The sequence below is a fragment of the Vibrio sp. E14 genome, assembly GCF_020515785.1.
Taxonomy (GTDB): domain Bacteria; phylum Pseudomonadota; class Gammaproteobacteria; order Enterobacterales; family Vibrionaceae; genus Vibrio; species Vibrio diabolicus.
On sequence record NZ_JAHPJI010000005.1, the window covers coordinates 268,575 to 295,532 of the forward strand.

11 protein-coding genes are annotated in these 26,958 nt (G+C 44.9%); 7 read left to right on the forward strand and 4 right to left on the reverse strand.

Annotation, left to right across the window (positions count from 1 at the left end; all coding sequences use genetic code 11):
• Positions 1 to 25 precede the first annotated feature (25 nt).
• Positions 26 to 6,181: a Calx-beta domain-containing protein gene (locus LIX84_RS15830; protein ID WP_226421705.1), complete on the reverse strand. Its 6,156-nt coding sequence runs from the start codon at positions 6,179 to 6,181 to the stop codon at positions 26 to 28.
• 401 nt (positions 6,182 to 6,582) lie between these two features.
• Here LIX84_RS15830 and LIX84_RS15835 point away from each other — a divergent pair, with 401 nt between their 5' ends.
• Both LIX84_RS15835 and LIX84_RS15840 read left to right on the forward strand, forming a co-directional pair.
• Entirely contained in the window at positions 6,583 to 7,899 is a 1,317-nt protein-coding gene (locus LIX84_RS15835) for a TolC family outer membrane protein (RefSeq protein WP_226421706.1), read from the forward strand.
• Between the two features lie 2 nt (positions 7,900 to 7,901).
• A complete protein-coding gene (locus LIX84_RS15840; RefSeq protein WP_006741557.1) occupies positions 7,902 to 8,516 on the forward strand; it encodes an OmpA family protein in 615 nt (204 codons plus the stop codon).
• 87 nt (positions 8,517 to 8,603) lie between these two features.
• Here the strand turns inward: LIX84_RS15840 and LIX84_RS15845 are convergent, their stop codons facing one another.
• Complete coding sequence (locus LIX84_RS15845; RefSeq protein ID WP_226421707.1) at positions 8,604 to 19,511, reverse strand: tandem-95 repeat protein; 10,908 nt, start codon at positions 19,509 to 19,511, stop codon at positions 8,604 to 8,606.
• 400 nt (positions 19,512 to 19,911) lie between these two features.
• Between LIX84_RS15845 and LIX84_RS15850 the strand changes: the two genes are divergently transcribed.
• The 4 genes from LIX84_RS15850 to LIX84_RS15865 all read left to right on the forward strand — a co-directional run bounded on the left by LIX84_RS15850 (position 19,912) and on the right by LIX84_RS15865 (position 24,520).
• Complete coding sequence (locus LIX84_RS15850) at positions 19,912 to 21,222, forward strand: TolC family outer membrane protein (RefSeq protein ID WP_226421708.1); 1,311 nt, start codon at positions 19,912 to 19,914, stop codon at positions 21,220 to 21,222.
• Positions 21,223 to 21,224: 2 nt separating this feature from the next.
• Positions 21,225 to 21,839, forward strand: coding sequence for an OmpA family protein (locus LIX84_RS15855; RefSeq protein ID WP_012841789.1), 615 nt, complete (start codon positions 21,225 to 21,227; stop codon positions 21,837 to 21,839).
• 167 nt (positions 21,840 to 22,006) lie between these two features.
• A complete protein-coding gene (locus LIX84_RS15860) occupies positions 22,007 to 22,360 on the forward strand; it encodes a DUF2750 domain-containing protein (RefSeq protein WP_104969426.1) in 354 nt (117 codons plus the stop codon).
• Positions 22,361 to 22,546: 186 nt separating this feature from the next.
• A complete protein-coding gene (locus LIX84_RS15865) occupies positions 22,547 to 24,520 on the forward strand; it encodes a tetratricopeptide repeat-containing diguanylate cyclase (protein ID WP_226421709.1) in 1,974 nt (657 codons plus the stop codon).
• Positions 24,521 to 24,532: 12 nt separating this feature from the next.
• Here LIX84_RS15865 and queC read toward each other — a convergent pair whose 3' ends face one another.
• Both queC and queE read right to left on the reverse strand, forming a co-directional pair.
• Positions 24,533 to 25,228, reverse strand: coding sequence for a 7-cyano-7-deazaguanine synthase QueC (queC, locus tag LIX84_RS15870; protein ID WP_226421710.1), 696 nt, complete (start codon positions 25,226 to 25,228; stop codon positions 24,533 to 24,535).
• 14 nt (positions 25,229 to 25,242) lie between these two features.
• On the reverse strand, positions 25,243 to 25,893 hold the full coding sequence (gene queE, locus LIX84_RS15875) for a 7-carboxy-7-deazaguanine synthase QueE (RefSeq protein ID WP_031780442.1): 651 nt from the start codon (positions 25,891 to 25,893) through the stop codon (positions 25,243 to 25,245).
• A gap of 216 nt (positions 25,894 to 26,109) precedes the next feature.
• Between queE and LIX84_RS15880 the strand changes: the two genes are divergently transcribed.
• Entirely contained in the window at positions 26,110 to 26,919 is an 810-nt protein-coding gene (locus LIX84_RS15880; protein ID WP_046874945.1) for a Cof-type HAD-IIB family hydrolase, read from the forward strand.
• The last annotated feature ends 39 nt before the right edge of the window (positions 26,920 to 26,958 follow it).

Sequence of the window (26,958 nt, forward strand, 5' to 3'; positions counted from 1 at the left end):
GCTCCGTTTTTTTATTTTTGACCATCTATTCTCGTAATTGCTCGAGATTAGAAATCAGACTATTGGCAATATCGGCTGCAGAGGCACCATCAAAGTTAACCTCTAGCTGTTGTCCATCTTTGTTGATGGTCAACGTCGAGTTACCCCCACTTTCAGTCACTTCAACGGAAATGTCATCCACACTGCCGCGATAGTCACCCGAACCAAGATCATCAAGCAAGGCGGAGATATCCGTACCACTCATATCGTCAAATACATCGGTAAAATCAAGCTGATCCCCGTCACTGAAATCTGTCACGGTATCAGTTGCGGATTGCATTTCTGTCCATTTGAATACGTCATCACCTTCACCGCCAGTCAAGATATCATTACCTAAACCACCGATGATCAGGTCATTGCCTTCAGTACCAACCAGAATATCATCGCCATCTGTCCCCATAACCAGATTCAGATCCGAATTTAAGGCCATGGTTTGATAACCAAGCGCCGTGACAGCGTCTACCGTGACGTTCTCGAAATCAACCGCTACCGTAGCTTCGTTACTTACCGCACCATCAGTGTCAATAGCTTGGTAGGTAAAGTCATCGTTCACGTCAGTAAAACTGGTGATTTCAGTCCCCACCAAGGTAAAGCCCGCTTTATCACTCGCGCTATCGGTTTCTGGAGTAAGTCGAATTTCATCAAAGCTGCCATTTGCTAACGCAACGGTAATAGAACCTTCGTGGTTGCTGGTATAAGTAATATCCGTTGAGTAAAACTGCTGAACATCAACAAGTGCACCATTTAGGAAGATGTATGCCGTTAACCATGCACCACCACTGTTGAAGCGGTCATTCAGGCTGGCTAAGTTCAGTTTCGCTTCGTTAGCTGATAAATCCTCATCCAGTTCTAACGTAATATATTCACCAGTACTGATTTCATCACCCTGACCCGTTTCATTTGGCGAAACGACAACCAACCCGACCTGTTGATTCGCAAAATCGACTGAAATCTGAGCATCGGAATCAAAGATGATGCTGTTGCCAATGGTGGTGATCTGACCTCCAGTGAACGTTAAGTTCGAGTTAGGAGGAGTGTAGGATCCCACCAAGATATCTTTCCCTTGTTCTTCAAGAAGGTCGGCTGAGTCAAAGCTCTGCTCCTCAAAGAAATCTTCAGTCAGACGATACTTAACCTCTGTGTTTTCAGGGAACTGTGTGGTTTCGTCTATAATGACTTCCTGTCCATTTCCATCCACATAATACAGTTCACCGTGTTCAGGAAGGCTAACGACCTGAATTAAAATATCATCATCATTTGCAGTAACTGCGTCATCTTCGAGATCTTCAACACGCAGTTCCCCAGACGTCGTTAATCCATCAAACTCAACATCCTGAACCGGGAAAATACCATTTTGAACATCGAGCGAAATGATGAAATCACGGGCTGTAGGTGGTGAGTTATCCACGATGGTCGCCAGACCAGTATCGCTGCCCTGAACTGCTCCCAAGCCAGTTGCTGTAACGCTGAAATCTTCAGGGCCTTCGTACACACCGTCATCAATTGATTTGATGCGTAGATCAAATTCCGTCATACCTGCCGGCACCGTCACGATGCCACTTACAGGTACACTTACCCAACCTGAACCGGTGTTGTACTCTAGAGTGCCAAGGTCACCTACTTCTGTTTCATCCAGATTCAGCGTTAACTGAACCTGGAGCGCTGCCTCTGAGGCATTACTCAATGACACGGTAAATGTAGCGAAACTACCTTCATCAATGGTACCCGCGTCCGAGATAGACACAGTTGGTCGATCGTCATCCGTTTTAGTGCCATCATCCACAATGGTCGCCAAACCAGTGTCGCTGCCCTGAACTGCGCCCAAACCCGTCACGGTCACGCTGAAGTCTTCCGGACCTTCATAAACTTCATCATCAATGGTCGCAATGCGCACATCAAATTCGGTAAGCATTGCTGGCACTGTTACGATGCCATCGACAGGCACAGCAACCCAACCTGCTCCTGTGTTATATTCTAGCGAGCCAAGATCATCCACTTCTGTTTCGTCTGGGTTTAAGGTCAACTGCACCTGGACTGTACCTTCCGAAGCATTACTCAATGACACGGTAAACGTCGCGATATCACCCTCATCTACGATACCCGCATCTGAGATAGATACGGTCGGGCGATCATCATCCGGGTCAGGACCAGGGCCGTTACCGCCGTCGTAAATAATGCCCAACGCAGTGTCAGTACCAAGTACTCCAGTTGCACCTTGCACTGCAACCGTGAAGGTTTCATCTCCTTCATACACATCGTCGTCCGTGGTTGGGACAAACAGTTTGAGATCGGTTTCACCTGCTGGGATAGTATACGTGCCATCACTGTTGGCGGTCACCACAGTTACTCCATCAGATAATGTCAGCTTAATAGCACCAATGTCGCCAGGCTCTGCCGTATTAGTTCCTCCTGTTGATGTGCTCAACCTTACCGTCACGTCAATATCGGCAGCCTCCGACAACCGGACGGTATACACAGCCTCAGTACCTTCATTCACGCCCACGCTATCTTCGACAATATAGACACTTGGACGGTCATCGTCTGGATCGGGACCAGGGCCGTTACCACCGTCGTAAATAATGCCCAGCGCACTGTCACTGCCTAGGACGCCCGTGTCACCTTGTACCGCCACAGTGAAGGTTTCATCCCCTTCGTAGACGCCATCATCTGTGGTTGGCACAGTGACTTTCAGCTCGTTCTCACCGGCGGGAATGGTATACGTACCGTCACTGTTGGCATTCACCACTGTCACACCATCAGCAAGGGTCACCACAAAGCTACCTATATCGTCCGCTTCCGCCGTGTTGCTGCCGTCGGTTGAGGTGTTCAACCTGACGGTCACATCGATATCGGCCGCCGCCGATAATCTAACGGTATACACAGCATCGGTACCTTCGTTAACACCCACGCTATCTTCAACGATGTAGACATTTGGACGGTCATCATCTGGATCGGGTCCTGGGCCAGTGCCGTCATCCACAATCGTTGCCGTCCCCGTATCACTGCCTTGTACTGCGCCAATGCCCGTTACCGTAACGCTGAAATCCTCTGGGCCTTCATAAACGGCGTCATCAATAGAAGCAATGCGCACATCAAATTCGGTCTGTCCAGCAGGCACCGTCACCACGCCATCGTTTGGCACCGCAACCCAACCGGAGCCCGTGTAGTATTCTAAGGTACCTAAGTCTCCGACTTCGGTGTTACCTAAGTTGAGGCCGAGTTCAACTTGAACACTCGACTCTGAGGCACTCGATAATGTGACTTTAAAGTTCGCCGTATCACCTTCATTAATGGTGCCAGCGTCGGTAATAGTCACACTCGGGCGGTCATCGTCTGGATCGGGGCCCGGGCCACTGCCGTCATCCACAATCGTCGCCGTGCCCGTATCACTGCCTTGTACTGCGCCAATGCCCGTTACCGTAACACTGAAATCTTCCGGACCTTCGTACACCGCATCATCAATGGAAGCGATACGCACATCAAACTCAGTCTGCCCGGCAGGCACCGTCACCACACCATCGTTTGACACCGCAACCCAACCAGAGCCCGTGTTGTATTCTAAGGTACCTAAGTCTCCGACTTCGGTGTTACCTAAGTTGAGGCCGAGTTCAACTTGAACACTCGACTCTGAGGCATTCGATAATGTGACTTTAAAGTTCGCCGTATCACCTTCATTAATGGTGCCAGCGTCGGTAATAGTCACACTCGGGCGGTCATCGTCTGGATCGGGGCCCGGGCCACTGCCGTCATCCACAATCGTCGCCGTACCTGTATCGTTGCCTTGCACCGCCCCAATGCCCGTCACCGTAACGCTGAAATCCTCTGGGCCTTCATAAACGGCGTCATCAATAGAAGCAATGCGCACATCAAATTCGGTTTGCCCGGCTGGCACGGTCACCACGCCATCATTTGGCACTGCAACCCAACCACTTCCCGTGTTGTATTCTAAGGTGCCCAAGTCACCGACTTCGGTATCACTCAAGTTGAGGCCTAGCTCGACTTGAACAGTGGACTCGGAGGCATTCGACAGCGTCACTTTGAAGTTCGCCGTATCACCTTCATTAATAATGCCAGCATCGGTAATAGTCACACTTGGACGGTCATCATCAGGATCAGGTCCAGGGCCACTGCCATCATCCACAATCGTTGCTGTACCCGTATCGCTGCCTTGCACCGCCCCAATGCCGGTTACCGTGACACTGAAATCTTCAGGGCCTTCATAAACGGCGTCATCAACAGAAGCAATACGCACATCAAATTCGGTTTGCCCGGCTGGCACCGTCACCACGCCATCATTTGGCACTGTGACCCAACCACTCCCCGTGTTGTATTCTAGGGTGCCCAAATCTCCAACTTCGGTATCGCCGAGATTAAGACCCAACTCCACCTGCGTTTCGGCTTCAGACGCATTCGATAACGTAACTTTGAAGTTAGCTGTTTCACCTTCATTAATGGTGCCAGCATCCGTAATAGTCACACTTGGGCGGTCATCATCGGGATCAGGTCCAGGGCCACTGCCGTCATCCACAATCGTTGCTGTACCCGTATCGCTACCTTGCACTGCGCCAATGCCAGTTACCGTGACACTGAAATCTTCAGGGCCTTCATAAACAGCGTCATCAATGGAAGCAATGCGCACATCAAACTCGGTTTGCCCTGCTGGCACCGTCACCACGCCATCGTTTGGCACTGCAACCCAACCACTTCCCGTGTTGTATTCTAAGGTACCTAAGTCACCGGCTTCGGTATCGCCGAGATTAAGACCCAACTCCACTTGCGTTTCCGCTTCAGAGGCGTTCGATAACGTCACTTTGAAGTTAGCTGTTTCACCTTCATTAATGGTGCCAGCATCCGTAATATTCACGCTTGGACGGTCATCATCGGGATCTGGTCCTGGACCACTGCTGTCATCCACAATCGTAGCTGTACCCGTATCGCTGCCTTGTACCGCCCCAATGCCAGTCACCGTCACACTGAAATCTTCAGGGCCTTCATAAACTGTGTCATCAATGGAAGCGATACGCACATCAAATTCGGTTTGCCCGGCTGGCACCGTCACCACGCCATCGTTTGGCACTGCAACCCAACCACTTCCCGTGTTGTATTCCAAGGTACCTAAGTCACCGGCTTCGGTATCACCGAGGTTGAGACTTAGTTCGACCTCAACATCTGTAGCTGATGGATTAGATAACGACACTTTAAAGCTGGCTAACTCACCTTCATTAATCGTCCCTGCATCACTCATCGTTACCGTTGGACGATCATCATCAGGACTTAAACCTGGGCCACTACCATCATCAACAATGGTTGCAATCCCAGTTGCAGGTGTACTTTGTTCTTCTGTGTTGCCAGAAAGCGTAAATGTTTCTGGACCTTCGAATATAGAGTCATTTATAGAGTCGAGAGAAACCGTAAAACCATTTTCACCTAACGGGACCGACACAGTAAAAATACCGTTGTCATCGACTGAGATTTCTTCTGTTGTGCCATCGGAAAATGTTATGAGAACACTCTCGTTGACGTAGTCACTTCCGCTCTCGTCAGTAGATCCACCAGTCGCAGTCTGATCGAACAGAGAAAAAGTGATATTGATATTGTCTTCTGTTGGTTGGTTAAGTGTGACGTCGAAGGAAACCAGATCGCCCTCATTGACAGTTGGGCTAGAAATCTCTTGAACAATTACTGTTGCAGGAACTGATATTGCTGTTGGTTCTGGTGGTTGTATTTGGAAAATATCGAGTAACGTCTCTACCTGAGTACTTGAAAATCCTGTTCCGTCAGTTCCCACTGTCTCAAAATTGGTACTAGCGAGTAATTCAGCACCTGTGCGATCTATAGCTCCCGTATTCTGTGGGCTAGACCCGTTTCCTTCACCTGCAGCAGGCTCAAACTCTTCACCCAGCTCAGTCGGGTCTTCCCCACTATCAATTGCTTCAATTAACGCTGTGATATCATCAGTTACATTTATCGAACTTCCTTGTGGTGTCACCTGCTCGATCACAAGCTCAGAAGTATCTGATACCTCATCAATTATTAACTCTCCTGGTTGAGGTAGTTGTCCCTCTTCTAGGGTCCTGATTTCCCCATCCAGCCCGATAACCACGATGTTGCCCATCAATGAGCTCAAAGTTACTCGATCCATATCTACCTCGCCCCACTTCAAACCAAGTCAAAAGTTTGTCACCTCTACATTTACGTCTATAGTTTAGTCAAAATCATCATATTTTCGTTGTATGTGTAGCTTGTAGGACGTTTGATAACTCAAGGGGCAGAGTTACGAAAAAGCGCAGAGTGACACAGGCTGTGAAACGCTATGATATTAAGAATTCAAGCTTTTCTCCGAGCTAAACTTGCCATGTTGCTGAGCAACATTTGCCATATGTGCTAAGGTTTAAAAAGGCGAAATTCTGGAATTTTTAAACAAAAGCCTAGTTTTAACAGTAGGTTGATAAATCCCTTACTCAAGCACTGTTATTTATGATGTTTCGTCTCAGTTATGAGATGAAATAGCAAAAAGCAACACGAATTTTTAGGAGAAATACCGTGAAATGGAACCGACTAAATATTGCTTGCTGCTGTAGTTTAATGGTGTCTATACCCGTTTTCGGTCAAACTTTAGAGCAAGCAGTGGCATTGACGTTAAAAAACAATCCTGACATTAAGAGTGCATTTAATGAATTTACGAGCAGAAAATACGTAAATGAAGCCTCTTCGGGTGCTTACTTGCCCTCTATTGATCTAGATGCGGGAATTGGGTATGAAGGATTAGACCCTTCTGACGAGGTGGGACGTGGGGATACAGATTACACTCGAAAGGAAGCTTCGGTAACACTAACTCAGCTCATATGGGATGGCAGTGCAACCTTAAATGATATCGATCGTACCGCAGCTGACGCTGAATCAGTAAGATTTCAACTTTTAGCCGATGCATCAGATAAAGCACTTGAAGTCACCAAAGTGTATCTAGATGCAGTAAAAGCTTACGAAATACTCAAGCTGTCTGAAAACAACCTGGCTGTTCACAAAGATATTTACGAAGACATTAAAAAACGAGTCAACTCGGGTATCGGCTCTACCGCTGATTTAACACAGGTAGAAGCACGTTTGGCAAAAGCACACGGTAATTTGGCAGCTGCTCAAAATAATTTGTACGACTCTCACACTATGTTCTCTCGTTTAGTGGGTCAAACCCCGCAAGGGTTGATCTTTCCAAGAGCGGATCAGAATTTCATTCCATACACCATTGATGAAGCGGTAGGTTTGGCATTTGAGCTGCACCCTGTCATTCAGGTCGCGCTCGCAGACGTAGATTCGGCTAAGTTTCAATACAAACAATCTAAAGGTGTTAATTACCCAACCATTTCCATTGAAGCTTCACAAACATGGCGTGACGACGCTGATGGCTTAAAAGGCCGCAGTGATGAGACTCTTGCCATGCTACGTCTACGCTACAACCTATTTAATGGCGGCAGTGACGCTGCAAACTCAGAAAACTTCGCCTATCAGTTAAATAAAGCGAAAGACTTACGTGAAGGTGCTTATCGCAATGTTGAAGAAGGGTTAAGGCTTTCATGGAGCGCACTGGATTTGACCCTACAGCAAAAAGAGTTCCTGTCAGATCATGTAGACTCGGCATCTGAAACCGTTATTGCGTATGAAAAACAATATCGCATTGGTAAGCGAACACTGCTTGATCTATTGAATACTGAAAACGAACTCTTTGAGGCACGTAAAGACTACTTAGATTCTAAATACGCAGAGCAGTACGCCAAATATCGAGTGATGAACGCAACAGGTCAACTGTTGAGTGCATTAAGGGTTGAAATGCCTAAAGAATGGCTAGAAGAAGTGGAGTATTAATTATGAAATACATAACTCTTATTGCACTCTCATTGATGATTTCGGCATGCAGTTCATCCGATAAAGGCGATGAATATGATTATATTGATACGCCAATTGCCGATCAGTGGGCAGATCATCTTGATGATGATTCTGATGGAGTCATTAATGAGCGCGATTTATGTCCGGGTACTCCTTTAGGTGCCGAGATTGATAACGATGGCTGCGGTTCGTATGTCGACTCCTCGCAAGAAATGCAAATTCGAGTTCTGTTCGCGAATGATTCCGATGTGATCAATCCTATCTTTACGGAGCAAATTCGAGAACTATCCGACTTCTTGAAGGAGTATCCAAATACATCGATAGAGATTCAGGGCTATGCCAGTCGTACTGGTACTGCAGAACACAATCTTGACTTATCTAAACGCCGCGCTGAGAACGTTAGAAAAGAACTCATGATGAATGGTATTAGTGGAGATAGAGTCACCATTGTCGGCTATGGAGACACGGTACTTGCAACACAAGGCACCGACCAAGTGAGTCATGCGTTGAACCGTCGAGTCACCGCAACGGTGATTGGCCACAAAGGTGAAGTGAAGAAAGAGTGGACCGTTTTCACGACACTTCCTAAGAGCTAACATCGCAATGAACGGAGTTTAAAAGTAAAAGGTCTAGCAAAATGCTAGACCTTTTTTGATTTTCAATTTCACCTGTGGCTAGACATGCTACATGTCTTTGTATTGCGCTTCTAAACTTGCAATCAGACTTTGAGTCACATCATCGACACTTGCACCATCAAAATGGATGTCCAATGTCGAGCCACCTTTCGTAATACTCAAGTTCGCTTCCGAGCCGCCATCTGGTGCCACTTCTACGTGATACTCTCCGACATCACCAGTATGATCACCGGACTGAAGATCAGTAAGAAGCTCACCAACTTCATCTTTTGATAAGTCATCAAACAGATCGGAGAAGTCTAAAGTATCCTCATCTTTGTTGAAATCAGTAACCGTATCAACCTCGTTGGTCACTTCACTCCACTTAAAGATGTCAGAGCCCTCATCTCCCGTTAAGATATCATTACCCAAACCACCAATCAGAATATCATCACCTTCACCACCAACGAGTATGTCGTTGCCACCCTGACCAAACAGTAAATCGTTGCCAGCACCACCAGATAAGTTATCCGACTTATCACCTTGGTGAGATTGGTTGAATTCTTCTAAGTTATTTTTAACGTATTCATGGATGTCTTCACCACCAATGGTAGAAACATCTTGACCCGTTTGCTGTGCCACATGTGATTGAATTGCACTCAAACCTTGCTCATTACCGCCAAATTCAATTAAATCACCCAGCAAGATATCGTCACCTTCTCCACCCTGAATAGCGTCTGAGCCTTGTTTCAGGGGCACATCTTGACCCAATATCGTTTCAGCAAGCTTAGTAACATCGATATCTGACTCTACCACACCATCAGTGTCATACTGCTTAAGTGTCTGTTCATCAACACCACTACCAAGACCTATCGACTCTACTGAAGACAATGCTGCTAATACTTGATACATATGTTGAGCTTGTGTTGAGCTGCCACGTTCATCATCGTAACGGATAGAACCATAATATCTGTCGATATCCCCTAGAGTTCTGCCTGTTAGCGGTGAATATACCTGACCGTAACTATCTATAACGACATCACCTTTGTAGATAACCGTCTGTCCGTATGAATAATTATTGCTACTAACTATATCTTGCAGGGTAACAAGCTTGCCAGAATCATCGACATCCAAAATCACTTTCGAGAATTCATTCGGCGCTAAATGATAGAGATGCGTTGCTCTATTTGGTTGACCATCAGTAACAAAGTACGTGATATTTTGGCCATTAGGGTTAGGTTGACTGCTAAACCATTCAACAGCTGACTGTAAACCCGCCTCATAGTTTGTGCCGCCGTCACCCTCATCACCTATAGCACTATTCAGTTCTTTTACAAACTCATCTCTTGCTGTTGGAGAACTCAAGTCAACGGAAATAACTGCTGACGCACTTGAAGCAAACTCACTGAGGTGAATATTCACTGTTCCAGGCTTCTCACCCTGATTTGCAGCGCTTAACAGTTCATCAAACACATCTAGTACTTCTTGCTTCGCAGTTCCTACCCAGTTACCCATGCTCCCTGAAGTATCCAAAACAAAGGCGATGTTGTAGTCCTGACCCGCAATAATCTCCAATCCTTGGACATCGCCAACAATAATATCGTGATCGTCACTGCCCGTTATCTGATCGTTCCCATGTGAACCCGACTCTAGAACATAGTCACGAGCTGTAAGCGCAACAGACTCTGTTGTTGAAGCAGCATCATTATTTGCTTCTTCAACCGACGTCGCGGTAACGCTTAGTGGGAACTCTAGACTACCTTCATAATCAAACGGCACTCTGATATCTAAAGAGACCTTACCGTTAGCATCCAGGGTGACAAGGTAATTACCGTTTGCGTCCTGATTAACGGCATGTCCATCGATATACAGCTCTACACCATCCGGCAAACCTTCCACAAAAACAGTTTGCGCCAAGCTTTCACTTCCATCGACATCAACCAAATCAACGTTAATATCAACGGGAATCCAACGCTCTTGAAGCACTTCATAGGTGCCGTCGGGCTTCAATTCAACGACTTTGTCTGCAAAAACAATTCGTTCAATTTCATATAAGTGATCACCACGATCATCACTACCTGTGTGGTCGTTTACCGAATCGATAGAACGATTATCTAGCAAAATCCAATATGGGACTTGACCTCCATGATCGTCTTTGAAGGTCATTTTGTAGTCACTGAAGTTTCCAGTTAAGTAAACCGTATCTTGGCCATCATAATCTGTAATAGTGGACGCATCATCACCATAGAAAGAGTCGTTATTACCACCGCCAATAAATACGTCATCACCGCCGCCACCGTAGAAGGTGTCATTGTAATCAGTCCCAACGAATAAACTATCGGTATCACTTCTGTCGTTGTTGTCTCCTAGCATCACTCCGGCGTATGAGTGATTTTTTTGCACGACATCATCCAAACCAAGATCAGCAGCGACGAGTTCATTCTCTGTAGGTGTCTTATCTATCGCAGAAGTAGCTAAGTTGTGATTAGGATCAACAGCATCTCTTTTTACTAAATCTCCAACATTAATCGTGATCGCAGGGGCATCTGCAACTGCGACAACGTTGATATCAAGCGTATTTGTTGCGCCAGTATTTGTGGTGTAATTAATTAATGGAACATCACCTGACCAGTGCTCGGTAGGTTCAAATACGTAACTACCATCTTGGTTTACTAATAAAGTGCCACTGGTCAAAGATACGTTTTCACCTACCGCATAGTCAGTGCCATTAATAGTAATGTGATCAACCATCAGAAGGTTGTCGTCATCAGAGTCATTACGCAATACGTTACCCTGTAGCGAATTATCTTCGTTGGTCTTCCCAATATCACTTTCCGTTTCCGTCGGTAAGTTCTCATTTACTACAACATTGATCGCCAAGTTAGATTCTGCTGAATCACCATTCGCGCGTTCTGTACTCGTTGCCTTCAAATTGATTGTGAAGTCATCATGGGAGCCAGCTGGTGGAGTCACAGTAAGTGCATCTAATGCCCAACTTGTCACGTCCAGTTCTTCATCAATGGTTGCTACAGTAATAGAACTGTTTCCATCTGAAAGGATCGCACCTACAGGTAAGCCAGTTAGCGTGACTTTAAGTGATTCAGAGCCATCTGTATCATTTAAGCTTGCTTTAATTTCAGAGAGCGGTATCGCTGTATCTTGTAACCCTTCGTTCAGCTGATATGTTTCGTAAAACGCAACACCATTAACTTCTTGTAGTTCAGACGTTCTGATATCAGTTGCTTCTAGTGCACTTTCATCACTAACTACGTAAAGACTACTATTGCTCAGATTGACAGGCGCTTGTCCATTAATGGATACATCCACATTAAAGTTACCCGGACCACTTTGGTTATGGTGATAAATTTCAATTGGATAAAAGCCAGATACCGAAGGGGTAAAGCTAGCACCCTTAATATCACCACTGTCACTACCCCAACGAGCTTGATCAAGTAACGTACCACCCAACTTGATTGCAAGGCTATCATCGGCTTGACCGACAAAGTCGTAACTCGAGCCAGCTTCGAGATAAACAAGAGATGTGACTAGAACGGCCTCATTTGCCAAGGTTGCATGAGTCCCTAAATCTTCCACACTTGACCAACTCAAATGAGTACCATCTGCTGCATCAAGAGCGTTAATCGCTGCAATTAGAGTCTCTCCGCTGACCCCCATGCCATTACTAGAACCAACTTGAACATTGCTCCATGTTGTAACGTTAAACTCTTGTTGGGGTAATGAGTTCTCGTGCGTCACTGCGATTAAGTTCGGTTTATCAGCGATAGGGTTTACGTCTATTGTTAGTGTTGACTCTTGACCGGTACTCTGTCCATCTGTTGGTTTAAAGCCAATTTGAGCGTAACTAGACTCCTGGTCTCCGACTTGATTTCCGCCGAAACTGTCACTGCCAGACTCATTTAATTCAGGTACAAAACGAACACTGTTTTCATCAAAGAGCGATTTATCAAGCACTTGATGGATTTGGACAGACTGCCAATCGCCTTGCGAATCTTTATACTCTAATGACCCATCGCTAGGAAGCGTTGTGATTTGGACGGAGAGCTCTGATACGTTAGAGTCCACATCGCTAATACCGAATGATGACCAATCAAGCATCACTTGGGTATCTTCACTCATCTCAACCGCGGAAGGCGAAGATTCAGGAGCATCATTCACATTTACCAGAGAAACATTGACCTCGGCAGTATCAATCCCGCCAGTTCCATCGATAACCTCAACCTGAAGCGTATAATCGCCCAAGTCAACATCATCGATTGTCTTGTTCAATGAAATCTCTCCGCTTGTCGGGTCGATATCAAAAATACCATTAGTGGTCGAGCCATCTGCAAAGCGGTATACAAGCACGTCATTATCGTGATCTTCAGCAACGACCGTACCAATAATGGACCCACTCACCGTGTTTTCGTTAACTGACCCGAAGTCGTAAACATCATCATTTGGTTTGTCACCAGCACTATCGCCGCCAGAAATAAACTCTGGAGCGTGCTGAGCATCTATAATAGAGACTGTTGCTTCATTCGAGTCACTTGCAAGCGTCGAATCTGCACCAACCGTACCAATTAGAGTCACAGTTAGGTTTTCAAGATCTTCGTAAATACCATCATCGAGAGTTTTTATATCAATCGGCGCCGACGTTTTACCCGCTGGAATCGTGACTGTGTACGTACTTGGAGCAATATAATCTTTGTCATCAACATTCCCGCCGATTGTGAATGTTACCAGTACATCTTCATCTGCTTTTTGGTCAATGTTGACGATAAATTTTGCATCACTACCTTCATCAACTGAGGATTGATCTGAGCTAATAGTCACTTTCGGTGCACTTTGGGCATCAACGATCACAACACTTGCGCTGTTATTTGAAGCAATGCTCGCATCAGCGCCATCCACCTCTTTAATGGTTACTGTGAAAGATTCTGCGCCCTCATAAATACCATCGGTGAGCGTCAGTAAGTCAAGAGCAGCTGAAGATTGACCCGCAGGAACTTCAACACTCAGAACGCCAACAAAATCTTTTCCATCTTGGGCCACGCCACTATATTCGACATGAACCGTAACACTCTCATCTGCAACTTTATCAAGTGTCAGCGTAAAGCCTGCCGTTTCACCTTCATTTACGCTTTTTTGATCGGCACTAATACTAACTAAAGGTGCAGGATCAGAATCCACAATATTTGCGTTACCAGTTGCAATACCATTACTGGTGACACTACCGATTTCCGTAACCGTCAGACCAAAGCTCTCATCACCTTCATGGACATTATCTAGTTTGGTCGGGACTGCGACTTTAATTTCAGCGACACCTGGAGGTATAGTAACGTCTCCATTAGGCGCTATATCTAATGCTTGAGTTTGACCATGAGTATCCACATAGGTCACTACCATAGTGCCTAGATCAACATCTTCCGCAGTATAGCTATCATTTGTTGTTGACTTCAGATTGACGACAACGGCCTCTTGAACAGGGTTAGAGAGTAAAACGGTAAATATTGCGTCAGTTCCTTCAATGACATCGCCGGCATCTACTACGCTAAGTTCTGTACTATCATTATCAAGAACTGTTGCCGTCCCCGTTTCACCGCCGAGCTCAAGAACGATCGTTTCGCTGCTTTCCACAACCAAGTCATCAATAGTCGGAATCGATATTTCGAAGCTGCTTATACCTGCAGGAACAATCAAGTAACCACCTAAGAAAACAACACCATTTGTGTAGGTTGCATTTGATAGATTTACGTCATTCTTATCAACTGAAGAACCTTGAGCAAGCATATCAACTTGGTACTTAACAGCAGTACTGGTGACTTCATCTAGAACAACCGAAAACGTGACATTGTCACCCTCAGTCACGCTATCACCGACCACAGACAGACTTGGCCCATTTTCAGCAACATTACCATCTAGCATTTCATTAACGATATTGACTGTAGATGGATCGCTAACGCCACTTTCAGAGTCGACGGCCACATATCCAAAGCTGTCTTCGGCAGGAACACCTTCTACATAACGTAACTCCCAGTTACCTTCATTTTTCGTAGAAAAATCTAACTGAGTAATGACCGAAGCTTCAGGAAGAGCTAGCTCTTTCCCATAACCAACGCTTGTTTCTTGGAATAGCATGAAGTTGCCTTCAGGCTTCAAAAACTCGAACGTTTGAGTCTGTTGGACATTATTTGAATCTAAGTATGTAACCGTAATAAGCGCTGCGTTGTCATCACCGTAATCAAACAATCCACCTAGTCCATCTAGTCCAAGGTTTACGCTGCCCACAGGGTTATTAGACAAATCGATCGTAATTGTTTCACCCTTCTCAATACCCTGCCCATCATTGTCAGCAATACCATTGCCGATGTGTGACACCTGGCGGTTGTATTGAGCAAGCTCATCACTATCAGAAGATATAGTGATGGAGGAACCATTTACTAAATGCTCAGTACGGGAATGTGAAGGACCTCCGTCCTCACTTAGCCCCCAATTGTTGAAGTCTGTTGTAGACTCAGAGCTATTAGGAGTATCTGGGCGATCCTTGATACCTAATAAGAAACCAACATTATCAGCTTCATAGTAAAGACTGTCTTTGTCATAAAGCGTATCGCTTACTTCTTTAATTTCGTGCAACTCACCGTCACTATCTTTAAAGAACAACGTACCTGATGTTGGCAGTTCAGTAATCCGAACATGTAGATCGTTGCTATTTAAGTCATCTTCAATATCCGCTATATGATCCTGAGAGTCGCCATCACCTAAAGGTTTCGTATCGGTATCAAACACAACGTGCGTAAGCTGATCATCGGCCACATGCGTAAAGTCTTCACTGTCAGGTTTGTCGTTTACTGGCGTGACATCAACTTTAACAATGGTGGATTCACTGACGCCCCCAGACGTAACGATGTAGGTGAAGCTGTCTGCCCCGTGATAGTTATCGTTTGGCGTGTAAGTTACGCTGCCGTCAGGGTTGACCGCGACCGTGCCGTTGGCTGGTCCGTTATTGGTATCGAGCGACACCACTTTATCGTCGCCTTCGAACGTGTCGTTACCTAAGACCTTGACGATGGTCGGCGTGTCTTCCACAACCGTCGCTTTATCTGCCACGATGTCCGCCACAGGCGCTACCGTGAAGTTCACCGTTTGGCTGATGCTTTCACCACTTGGGTCTTTAGCTGTGAACGTAATTGTCTCTTTGCCATTCCAATCCGCAGTCGGAGTGATAGTGGCAACGCCATTCACAATAGAAATTTGGATGTTGTTATTGCCAGAGACTGAGAATTCTAGCGAGGAATCGGAATCTTTGAATACTTCATTCAAGTCGATCGTGTATGCATCGAAATCTTCCGATAACACTTGATCTGTAATGGCATTATCAACTGTTGGCGCATCGTTAACACGATTCACAACCAAGCTATCACTGTCGCTAGCCGTTGGATTAACACCATCCGACACTGACGCGCTGATAGTAAGGTCTTTAAGGTTGAGTTCATCGTTGTTAACCGCGTCAACACCCGCTTGAGTTAGCTTGACTTCATTGCCAACCAACACGAAGTAGCCGTTTGAGTTGTTTTCTAGAGAAATGGTTAATTGGTCTTCTGGCGTATCAGTATCACGAACCGTTAAGGTTGCGACTACCGTATCAGTGCTCACTGCATCTTCAGTGATGCTTTCTACGGCATCAACTTTGATAGTTGGCGCATCGTTTACTGGGTTAACGGTAACTACCACTTTCGCTTCGTCGGTCAATTGACCATCCGTTACGATGTAGGTAATTTCAGCGTCGCCATTGAAGTTTTCTGCAGGAGTGAAAACGAGTTTTCCATCCACCACTTCAACCGTACCCTGCTCTTTAGGTACAGAGGCTGATTCAATACTCAGCTTATCGTCATCCACATCAGTGTCGTTTGGCAGAACATCAATAGTAACTGCGGTGTCTTCTTGTGTCGTAGCGATGTCATCTTTCGCCACTGGCGCGTCGTTGACCGGCGTCACATTGACTTCAACGGTAGTGAATTCGGATACACCGCCTGATGTCACGACATAAGTGAACGTATCTTTGCCGACGTAGTTGTCATCTGGTGTGTAGGTCACCGTGCCGTTGTTATTCACAATGACGGTGCCATTTTTAGGACCATTATCGGCGTCCAAAGACACCACTTTATCAGTGCCTTCGAACGTGTCGTTACCTAAGACGTTAATGATGGTTGGTGTGTCTTCGACTACATCCGCACTATCAGCCTCAATGTCAGCTACTGGTGCTACCGTAAAGTTCACCGTTTGACTTACGCTTTCACCGCTTGGGTCTTTAGCTGTGAACGTAATTGTCTCTTTGCCATTCCAATCCGCAGTCGGAGTGATGGTAGCAACACCATTCACAATAGAAATTTGGATGTTGTTATTGCCAGAGACTGAGAATTCTAGCGAGGAATCGGAATCTTTGAATACTTCATTCAAGTCGATCGTGTATGCATCGAAATCTTCCGATAACACTTGATCTGTAATGACATTATCAACTGTTGGCGCATCGTTAACACGATTCACAACCAAGCTATCACTGTCGCTAGCCGTTGGATTAACACCATCCGACACTGACGCGCTGATAGTCAGGTCTCTAAGGTCGAGTTCATCGTTGTTAACCGCGTCAACACCCTCTTGAGTTAGCTTGACTTCATTGCCAACCAACACGAAGTAACCGTTTGAGTTGTTTTCTAGCAACACCGTAAGCTCATCTTCCGGCGTGTCAGTATCGCGAACCGTTAAGGTTGCCACTACCGTATCAGTGCTCACTGCATCTTCAGTGATGCTTTCTACGGCATCAACTTTGATAGTTGGTGCATCGTTTACTGGATTTACTGTAACGGTCACGTTCGCTTCGTCGGTCAATTCACCGTCCGTAACGATGTAGGTGATTTCAGCGTCGCCATTGAAGTTTTCTGCCGGTGTGAACACCAGTTTGCCATCAATAATTTCGACTGTACCTTGAACACTCGGCACAGACGCCGATTGAATAGACAGCTCATGGCCATCCACATCGGTGTCGTTTGGCAGAACATAAATCGTGACAGCGGTATCTTCTTGTGTTGTTGCCGTGTCATCTTTCGCCATTGGCGCATCGTTCACTGGTGTCACATCGACGTTCACCGTGGTGGACTCCGATACCCCACCGGACGTAACGATGTAGGTGAAGCTGTCCACACCGTGGTAGTTGTCGTTTGGCGTGTAAGTTACGCTGCCATCAGGATTGACCGAGACCGTGCCGTTAGCTGGACCGTTATTGGTATCAAGCGACACCACTTTGTCGTCGCCTTCGAACGTATCGTTACCTAAAACCTTGATGATGGTAGGCGTGTCTTCCACAACCGTCGCGCTGTCTGCCACGATGTCCGCCACAGGGGCAACTGTGAAGTTCACGGTTTGACTAACACTCTCGCCGCTTGGATCGGTGGCAGTAAACGTTAGGATTTCTGAGCCGTTCCAGTCCGCGGTTGGAGTGAACGTAGCAATGCCATTGACGATCGCCACTTGAATGTTGCTGTTGCCAGAAACGCTGAAGCTCAGCTCGCCATCAACGTTATCCACATCGCTGAAGGCCGTATTCAGATCGATCGTGTATGGCGTGAAATCTTCCGCCAAGGTTTGGTCTGCAATGCTACTCTCAACCACAGGCGTATCGTTCACAGCATTCACCGTAACTTTGACCGTCGCTTCGTCAGTCAGCGCACCATCGGTGACGGTGTAAGTGATCTCAGCGTCGCCATTGAAGTTCTCAGTTGGCGTAAATACAAGCTTGCCGTCAATAATCTCGACTTGACCTTGGTCACTCGGCACAGACGCCGATTCAATGCTTAACGTATCACCATCGATGTCAGTGTCGTTTGGCAACACATCAATCGTTACTGAGGTATCTTCCTTTGTAATTGTTGCGTCATTAAGGGCAATAGGCGCATCGTTAACTGAGTTTACTATTACCGAGACTTGAGCTTCATCCTCTAGCTCACCATCTGAGATAGTGTAGCTAATAGTTGCATTACCATTGAAGTTTTCAGCCGGAGTGAAAACAAGCTTACCATCGACAATCTCAACGATACCTTGCTCTTCTGATACAGAAGCAGAAGTAATGGATAAATCGTCACCTTCAATGTCACTGTCGTTAGCGAGCACATCAATTACAACCTGGGAATCTTCGTCAGTTTGAATCGCATCGTTAGTCGCTATTGGCGCGTCATTAACAGGCTTAATATCTAAATTAGCGGTGCCATTAATAACACCCCCATCGTCATCAATGATGTCATAGGAGAATGACACCTCAGTATCATCATCAGCTTCTGAGATATAAGTCCAAGATCCATCGTTGTTATCAATTAAAGTGCCATTCCCACTCTCAATAGTGACGTTTGTAACGATAAGAGTATCAGCATCGTCAATATCGACATTCGATAGTAATTCTTCGGTAGTTATCGTGATGGGATCGCTATCTTCTTCGATAGCGCTTAATGTCACTGGAGAATTAGTAAGCGGTTTATTTGAGCCATCTCCACTGGTTTCTATATTTGTTGCGAAAAAGTCATTTAAGGTCAACGCTTGTGTTTCAGATAAGCCGAGGGATTCCAAGCCAATAGTTTCAAAATTTGTTGAGGCCAGTACTTCAGTGCCATCCCGTGCAATCGTGGCACTATTTTGCAAACTTGAACCACTGTTTTCACCCGCAGCTGGCGCGAGTTCTTCATCAACTATAGAAGGGTCTTGACCTTGCTCAATAGCACCAATAATTCGTGCCACATCATCAGAAATATCTTTTGAGCCTTGCTCTTCAGTTAGTTGAATGCTCAAATTTAGAGGTGCAGCATCTGTCGTTGCCACTACCACTTCACCTGGTAGGGGCTGTTGTCCTTCTGTTAGGACTCTCAGCTCCCCATCTAAACCTATTACGACGACTTGATTACCGAGTGACACTAACGCTGTACGATCCATATAAATCTTAACCCTAAATAACTGTCAAGTTTTTGACTAACAATACTAATTTGCTATATATTGCCTGATTATATAGTGCAATAACAGCAATTTGATGCTCAATTAAGTAATTATGTGTCATACATCAATAGGAATCTAGGTGCATATTTATCTTGTTTTAATAAAAGCCACTCAACTCTTGTTAAACATCAATTTCACTTTAAAATCGGGATCTTTATTCAAAATTTAGACCCACCAAATGAATTGATTTATCAAGAATGAAACAAATGAACAATGAATCAACAGGTTACTTCATCGTGTATTAATGTTATTGTGCGCTAAATTATTGACGACCTTATAGGTATCCCACTTATAAGCCCTCTCACCTCGAGAAATTTTATTATTATCTAGGAGAATCACAGTGAAGTGGACTCGTGCCAACGCCTTTTGCATTGGTGTGTTCGCAGCTAGTCATGCTTTGGGGCAAACACTAGAGCAAGCGGTTGAAAACACATTAAAAACCAATCCTGACATCAAAAGTGCGTTCAATGAATTCGTTAGCAAGCAGTATGTGAATGAAGCATCTGGCGGTGCTTACCTCCCATCCGTAGATTTAGACGCCGGTATCGGTTATGAAGGCATTAACCCAGCAGAATCAGGGCGAGATTCAACGGATCTGACAAGAAAAGAAGCCACCGTGACACTAACCCAGCTGATATGGGACGGTTCTGCGACGCTTAACGATATGGATCGAACAGCAGCTGACGCAGAATCAGTTCGTTATCAACTGCTCGCTGATGCTCAAGACACGGCACTCGAAGTGGCAAAGGTTTACTTAGATTCAGTAAAAGCTTATGAAATTCTTACACTTTCAGAAAACAACTTGAAGGTTCATAAGAAGATCTACGAAGACATTAAAAAGCGAGTTAACTCAGGACTTGGGTCTACTGCTGACCTAACTCAAGTAGAAGCTCGTTTAGCAAAAGCTCACGGTAACTTGGTGGCGGCTCAGAACAACTTATATGACAGCCACACCACGTTTACACGCCTTGTCGGACAGTCCCCACAAGGATTGATTTTTCCGCGAGCGGACCAGAACTTTATTCCCTACACCATAGATGAAGCAATTGACTTGGCATTTGAATCGCATCCAGTAATCAAAATTTCGATGGCAGATGTAGACTCAGCTAAGTTCCAATATAAGCAATCTAAGGGAACTTACTATCCAACGATATCTGTAGAAGCGGCTCAAACGTGGCGTGATGATGCAAGCGGTATCGAAGGAAGCAGTGATGAAACGACAGCGATGCTGCGTATGCGTTACAACCTCTTTAATGGTGGTAGTGATGTCGCCAATGCTGAAAACTTTGCCTATCAACTAAACAAAGCCAAAGATTTACGAGAACGCGCATACCGTAGCGTTGAAGAAGGGCTTCGTCTATCATGGAGCGCGTTAGATTTAACGCTTCAGCAAAAAGAGTTTCTGGCGGATCACGTAGATTCGGCATCTGAAACTGTTATCGCCTACGAGAAACAGTATCGCATCGGTAAACGAACCCTTTTGGATTTGTTAAATACTGAAAACGAGTTATTTGAAGCGAGAAAAAACTACTTGGATGCTCGATATTCAGAGCAATACGCGAAATACCGTGTAATGAATGCGACCGGCCAATTGTTAAATGCCTTGCGAGTCGATGTGCCTACGGAATGGAATGAAAAGGTGGAGTACTGATCATGAAACCAATGAAAATTCTATTTGTATTAAGTCTTCTCGCCGTTACTCAACAGGTTGCTGCTGAAGACGAGTATGACTATCGACCTGTACCAAGTGCAGAGCAAATTGCTGACCTTCAAGATGAAGATAACGATGGCGTCATCAACGCTCGAGATATGTGCCCTGGCACACCGGAAGGCTCAGAAGTCGATAATGACGGTTGCGGCGAATACATTAAAGCATCAGATAACATGCAAGTAAGAATTCTTTTTGCCAATGATTCTGATGAAATCAATCCCGTGTTCAGAAGACAAGTACGTGAACTGTCCGATTTTTTAAAAGAATACCCTACTACGTCGATCGAACTGCACGGCTACGCGAGTAAAGTTGGTGGCTCTCAACACAACCAAGATCTATCAGAGAGACGAGCACGCAATGTCCGTGAGGCGCTATTGAGCTACAACATCGAACCGAGCAGAGTTCGTATTGTTGGCTTTGGAGATACTCACCTAGCGCAACAAGGTACCGATGAAGTCAGCCACGCTTTAAACCGCCGAGTAACTGCTTCTGTCGTTGGTTATAAAGGCGAGATTAAAAAAGAGTGGACAATATTCACTACCCTCCCTGAAAGGTAAAAATATCTGTATTAATGTTTGTTCAAACAAGCATTAATAAACCTAGAATGACATAAGAAAAGGAGCTTCGGCTCCTTTATTTTTACTCATTGCAATAACCGTATTATGCTTTAGGAATCGGCACTTTAGTGTTACCCTAGCGGCGTCATAACAACGAGAGTTTTGAAATGAGCAAACTTACATCAGATATCCAAGCAAACCTTGACCTTTTTGTTGCAGAAACAAAAGAAAACCAACTGGTTTGGGGTTTACGCAATGAAGAAGGTTGGCTATCTTGCGATTCAACTGAATTCCAAAACAGTGAAGTCATGCCTTTCTGGTCTTCTAAAGAAGATGCAGAAGCGCACAATGTTGAAGAATGGGCTGACTTCACTGTACTAGAAATCCCACTAGATATCTTTGTTGAAGATTGGCTTTTAACTCTTGCAGAAGATGGTGTTCTTGTTGGTACTAACTGGAACGATCAGCTAGAAGGCAAAGAAATGGAGCCTCAAGATCTAGCTAAGCTTTACATTGCGTAACGACTTCTAGGCCTCAACTTTATGTTGGGGTCTTTCTTTTTATGCTCTTTTTTGATATATCGACCAAGTGCATAGTTTTCCTATTCTTTTTCTTCGTACACCCAACTCAATCACAACGCTGATCAATTAATAGCGCTATGATTCTCCAATTCCAAAGCAACAAAAGAACATAAGGCACGTTTAAATATGCGCACGCTCTATCCTTTGCTTGCGTCACTCTTACTCGCCCCGGTATATGCTAGTGACACTCAAGATATTGAGCCAGAACAAAATATCACGCAGTGGCACGCCGTTTATCAAACCACATTGAGAAGTAATCCTGACTCAGCATTAAGCATGCTTCAAGATCGATACCACACAGCGAAATCGCACAGCGAAAAACTCTACGTCAGCGGGCTGATTTATGAATATATGTCGAACATAAAACAGCCGTACTATGGTAGCAGCCAAGTTCTCAACAATAACTTTGCTCAGTTGGAGTCAGAGTACATTCTTGCCTTAAATGAACGTAAGCATGGTAGTTATGACGCCTCAGTAAATAGCTTTTCTTCGTTGCGAAAAAAAATGAAGCAGACTTCAGATTCTGAAGGCAAAGCTTTGATGAACTATCAGCTCTGTTATACCTTGAATCAACAAGGTCGTTATCACAAAGCAAACTTTTATTGCTCGTCGTTAGAAAGCCATCTAAGTCAACAACACCAAGAAAACTTCCCTATTGATCTCGCGTTACGTGTGGTAGCGAACAATTATAACTATCGTGGCGACTATGAAAAAGCGCTGAGTCTTTATAGAAAGCTGCTGGCGAACATGTCTGCTCAAAGCGATCCTTCTGGCATTTACAATGACGTCGGAAATTTACTTGCAGAGCTTGGGCAGTTTGAACAATCAGAACAATATCTCATCCAAGCCCTACTCGCTCGTCAAGATGAAGGGACACCACTCAAAGTCGCCCAAGTCGAACATAGCCTTGGGGCAATGTATAAGAAATCCAAAGAATTCGATAAAGCCATCAATCATTATCAAAATGCATTAACAATACTCAACCAGCTCCAATACCCATATGGTCAAGGGTTAAGCTACTTAGGGCTGTCTGCGGTTTTAGCCGAAAGTGGGCAACTGGATACCGCAGTAGATTACATTAGAAAAGCTTTAGACATTGCTGAAACGTATGAAAATACGCACCTCGAAACGGAAGGGCATTTAGCTGCTGGGTTCGCGTATTTGAAAAACCATGCTACTGAAAAATCGATTGCACATGGCAAAGTCGCGTTAACACTAGCGATCAATAACTCTAGACCATTATTACAGGCACAAGCTCAATTACTCCTTTCCGAAGCATACCAAGCCCAAGGTGATTATAAACTGGCATTAGAGCACCACGAAGCCTATTCAACCATTGAATTGGCCAACCGAGACGCTAGCAATATTAAAGCATTAGAGGCATTAGACCTCACAAAGAAAGAGTACGAATATGATCTTCAAGTCGCTCGGTTGAATAATGAAAAAAGCTTAAATCAGCATCAATTTGAGAAGCTTACCGATCAAAAGCGCACTTATAATTTTGTGGTTTCCTGTTTGTTGGTCTTGCTCATTCTGGCATTGATACTTCAGCGACAAACACGACAAAAAGCCAAAATAGATAGTCTAACATGTGCGTTGAATAGAGCGGCAATTATAGAGACCATCAAAGGTCAAACCTCCAAAGCGGACGAAGACTTCCGCTATGTTTTAGCATTAATCGACCTTGATGACTTTAAGACGATAAATGATCAATACGGTCATCCGACTGGCGACTTGGTGTTACAGCAAGTTTGCCAAGTGCTTAAAGCTAAGCTCAATAAGGGAGAGTATATCGGCCGTTTGGGTGGAGAAGAGTTTATCTTATTATTGAAAAACGTCGATGAAATTGACGTTCCTTTCCGGGTGCAAAGCCTACACAAAACGATTTCAGAGAAGTGCGTACGCACGGTAAATAATAGTGATTTGAGTGTAACTGCTAGCTTGGCCTATCTCTCAACATCAATGCCGCTTACCAACTTTGATGAACTTTATTCGATACTAGACCAAGCTTTATACCAGGCTAAAAAGCAGGGAAAAAACATCATTATAGACGCATACAATGAGCCAATTAGCCTAAGTTCTGACTATGTTAGCCAGTAAAGCAAGGCACGACTAAACGTCAGCAGCCTGCTTGTTCACAAGAGACTGCATTACGGTCTCTTTATTGTTTAGGTAATCATCTAAGCCAGCTTTGCGCAAATCGCACGATGGGCAATCACCGCAACCATCACCAATGACCCCGTTGTAGCAGGTCAACGTATTTTCACGAACCAGTTGCAACGCGTCATATTGATCAGCTAACGCCCACGTTTCTGCTTTATTTAGCCACATTAACGGTGTTTTGATCGTCAGGTTACGGTCCATCCCTTTCACCAAAGCCGTGTTCATTGCTTTCACAAAATCGTCACGACAATCTGGATAACCGCTAAAGTCAGTTTCACACACGCCAGTAATTACGGTTTCAGCCCCAATTTGGTAGGCGTAGATTCCTGCGAGCGTTAAAAATAGAATGTTACGGCCAGGAACAAAAGAGTTTGGTAGGCCGTTTTCTTGCAATTCGTGTGAGACAGGGGTGTCATCACGCGTGAGAGAGCTAATCGCAAGTTCGTTTAAAAGGCCAACATCCATCACTTTATGCGCTTTGACGCCAAGATCCTTTGCGATCTTTTGTGCCACTTCTATCTCTAACTTGTGGCGCTGACCATAATCAAAAGTAATGGCATGAACTTCATCAAACTCTTTAAGTGCTTGAACCAGACAAGTCGTGGAATCCTGACCACCACTAAAAACAACAACGGCTTTTTTCATTTCTCTCTCCGCTCTTAAGCAATACTTAGATATTTATGAGTTTGAACAGACAAGCGCCAATTGCGAGCAATGCACGTTTCAATACACAATTGCGTTGCACGAGGCTTTTGGCTAATAGGCTGCAATGCAATGACAGTCTCAACCGCGACATTCGCATTTGCCAATAGCTCATCAAGGTGGTCGATGTCTTTTTGTGTACCAACAGGGTGCTTAATCTCATTCGCACGCTCTAACGCGCTATTGAGAACTGGCAGTTTACCCTTCATCGCCACTTTTGGTGACACGGTCACCCATGTATTTTCTGACGTGATGACTTCTGATGTGCCACTGGTTTCGATTTGGCATTGGCAACCCATATCCTCAAACGCCTCTGTTAAAGGGCGTAGATCATAAATACAAGGCTCCCCACCAGTAATCACGATATGTTTAGCATTAAAGCCTTGCAGTTGATATTGCTCTACGATGTTCTCGGCAGATGCGACGCACCATGTCGGAGAATCTTCCGTCTTCACCAAAATATCACCAATTTGACGTTGGTCATTCTCATCTGCATACCACGTTTGTTTGGTATCGCACCATGAGCAACCAACCGGACACTCTTGAAGGCGAACAAAAACAGCAGGTACTCCAGTGAAAACCCCTTCCCCTTGGATGGTTTCAAACATCTCATTTAGCTTATACAACGTAGAACTCACTCAACTCATAATACTTCGAGGCGAAGACCTTAATGGACACACGTGTCTAGGTCAATTTAAACCAAAAATTAATTGTTAAAATAGACCATTTTGTAGTTTCATAGTCGCGGTGAGCGTAGGTTTCTGGTTCGCGTTATACCAAACCTTATTCACTTACAGTTCCCAAAAACTTTAAGGTAAGAAATGATGTATAAACTGATCGCATTAGATATGGATGGCACACTGCTCAATAGTGATAAAGCAATCTCTGAAGAAAACAAACAAGCGATCGCAAAGGCTCGAGAAGCAGGCGTTACTGTCGTTCTCGCTTCTGGTCGCCCATTAGAAGGAATGCAAGGCAAGCTCGACGAACTGAATATCCATTCCGATAAAGATTTTGTCCTTTTCTACAATGGCTCTATGGTTAAGAACGTAGGAACAAATGAAATCATCCACCAGCAAATCATTGATGGTAAGGCAGCTAAATTAGTCGCTCGTAAAGCGAAAGAATTAGGCGCTTATGTGCACGCATTCAGCCAAGTACATGGCTTGATCACCAATGAGAAAAACCCATACACTGACATCGAAGCCAACATTAATGGCTTAAATGTAACAGAGATTAATTTTGAATCGCTAGAAGATGATCATCCAATCATCAAAGCAATGATGGTTGCCGAGCCAAGTAAGTTAACTGAGGTCATCGCTGCGCTTCCGTCTGAAATGCGTGAAGAGTTTACGGTGGTTCAAAGCGCCCCGTTCTTCCTGGAATTTCTTAACCCAGCGAGCAACAAAGGTATTGGTGTTGCTGCAATTGCTGAGTATCTAGGTATTCAACCGGAAGAAGTGATCTGTATGGGTGATGCTGAAAATGACCACCACATGCTGAAGTACGCTGGCCTTGGCATCGCGATGGCAAATGCAATGGAAGAGACCAAACAAATCGCTGATTACATTACGGCAAGTAATGATGAACACGGTGTAGCTAAAGCGATTGAAAAATTCGTCCTTAACGCTTAATTCTCTCCGCCGCAATGGCATCAACGTTATTACCTTTAA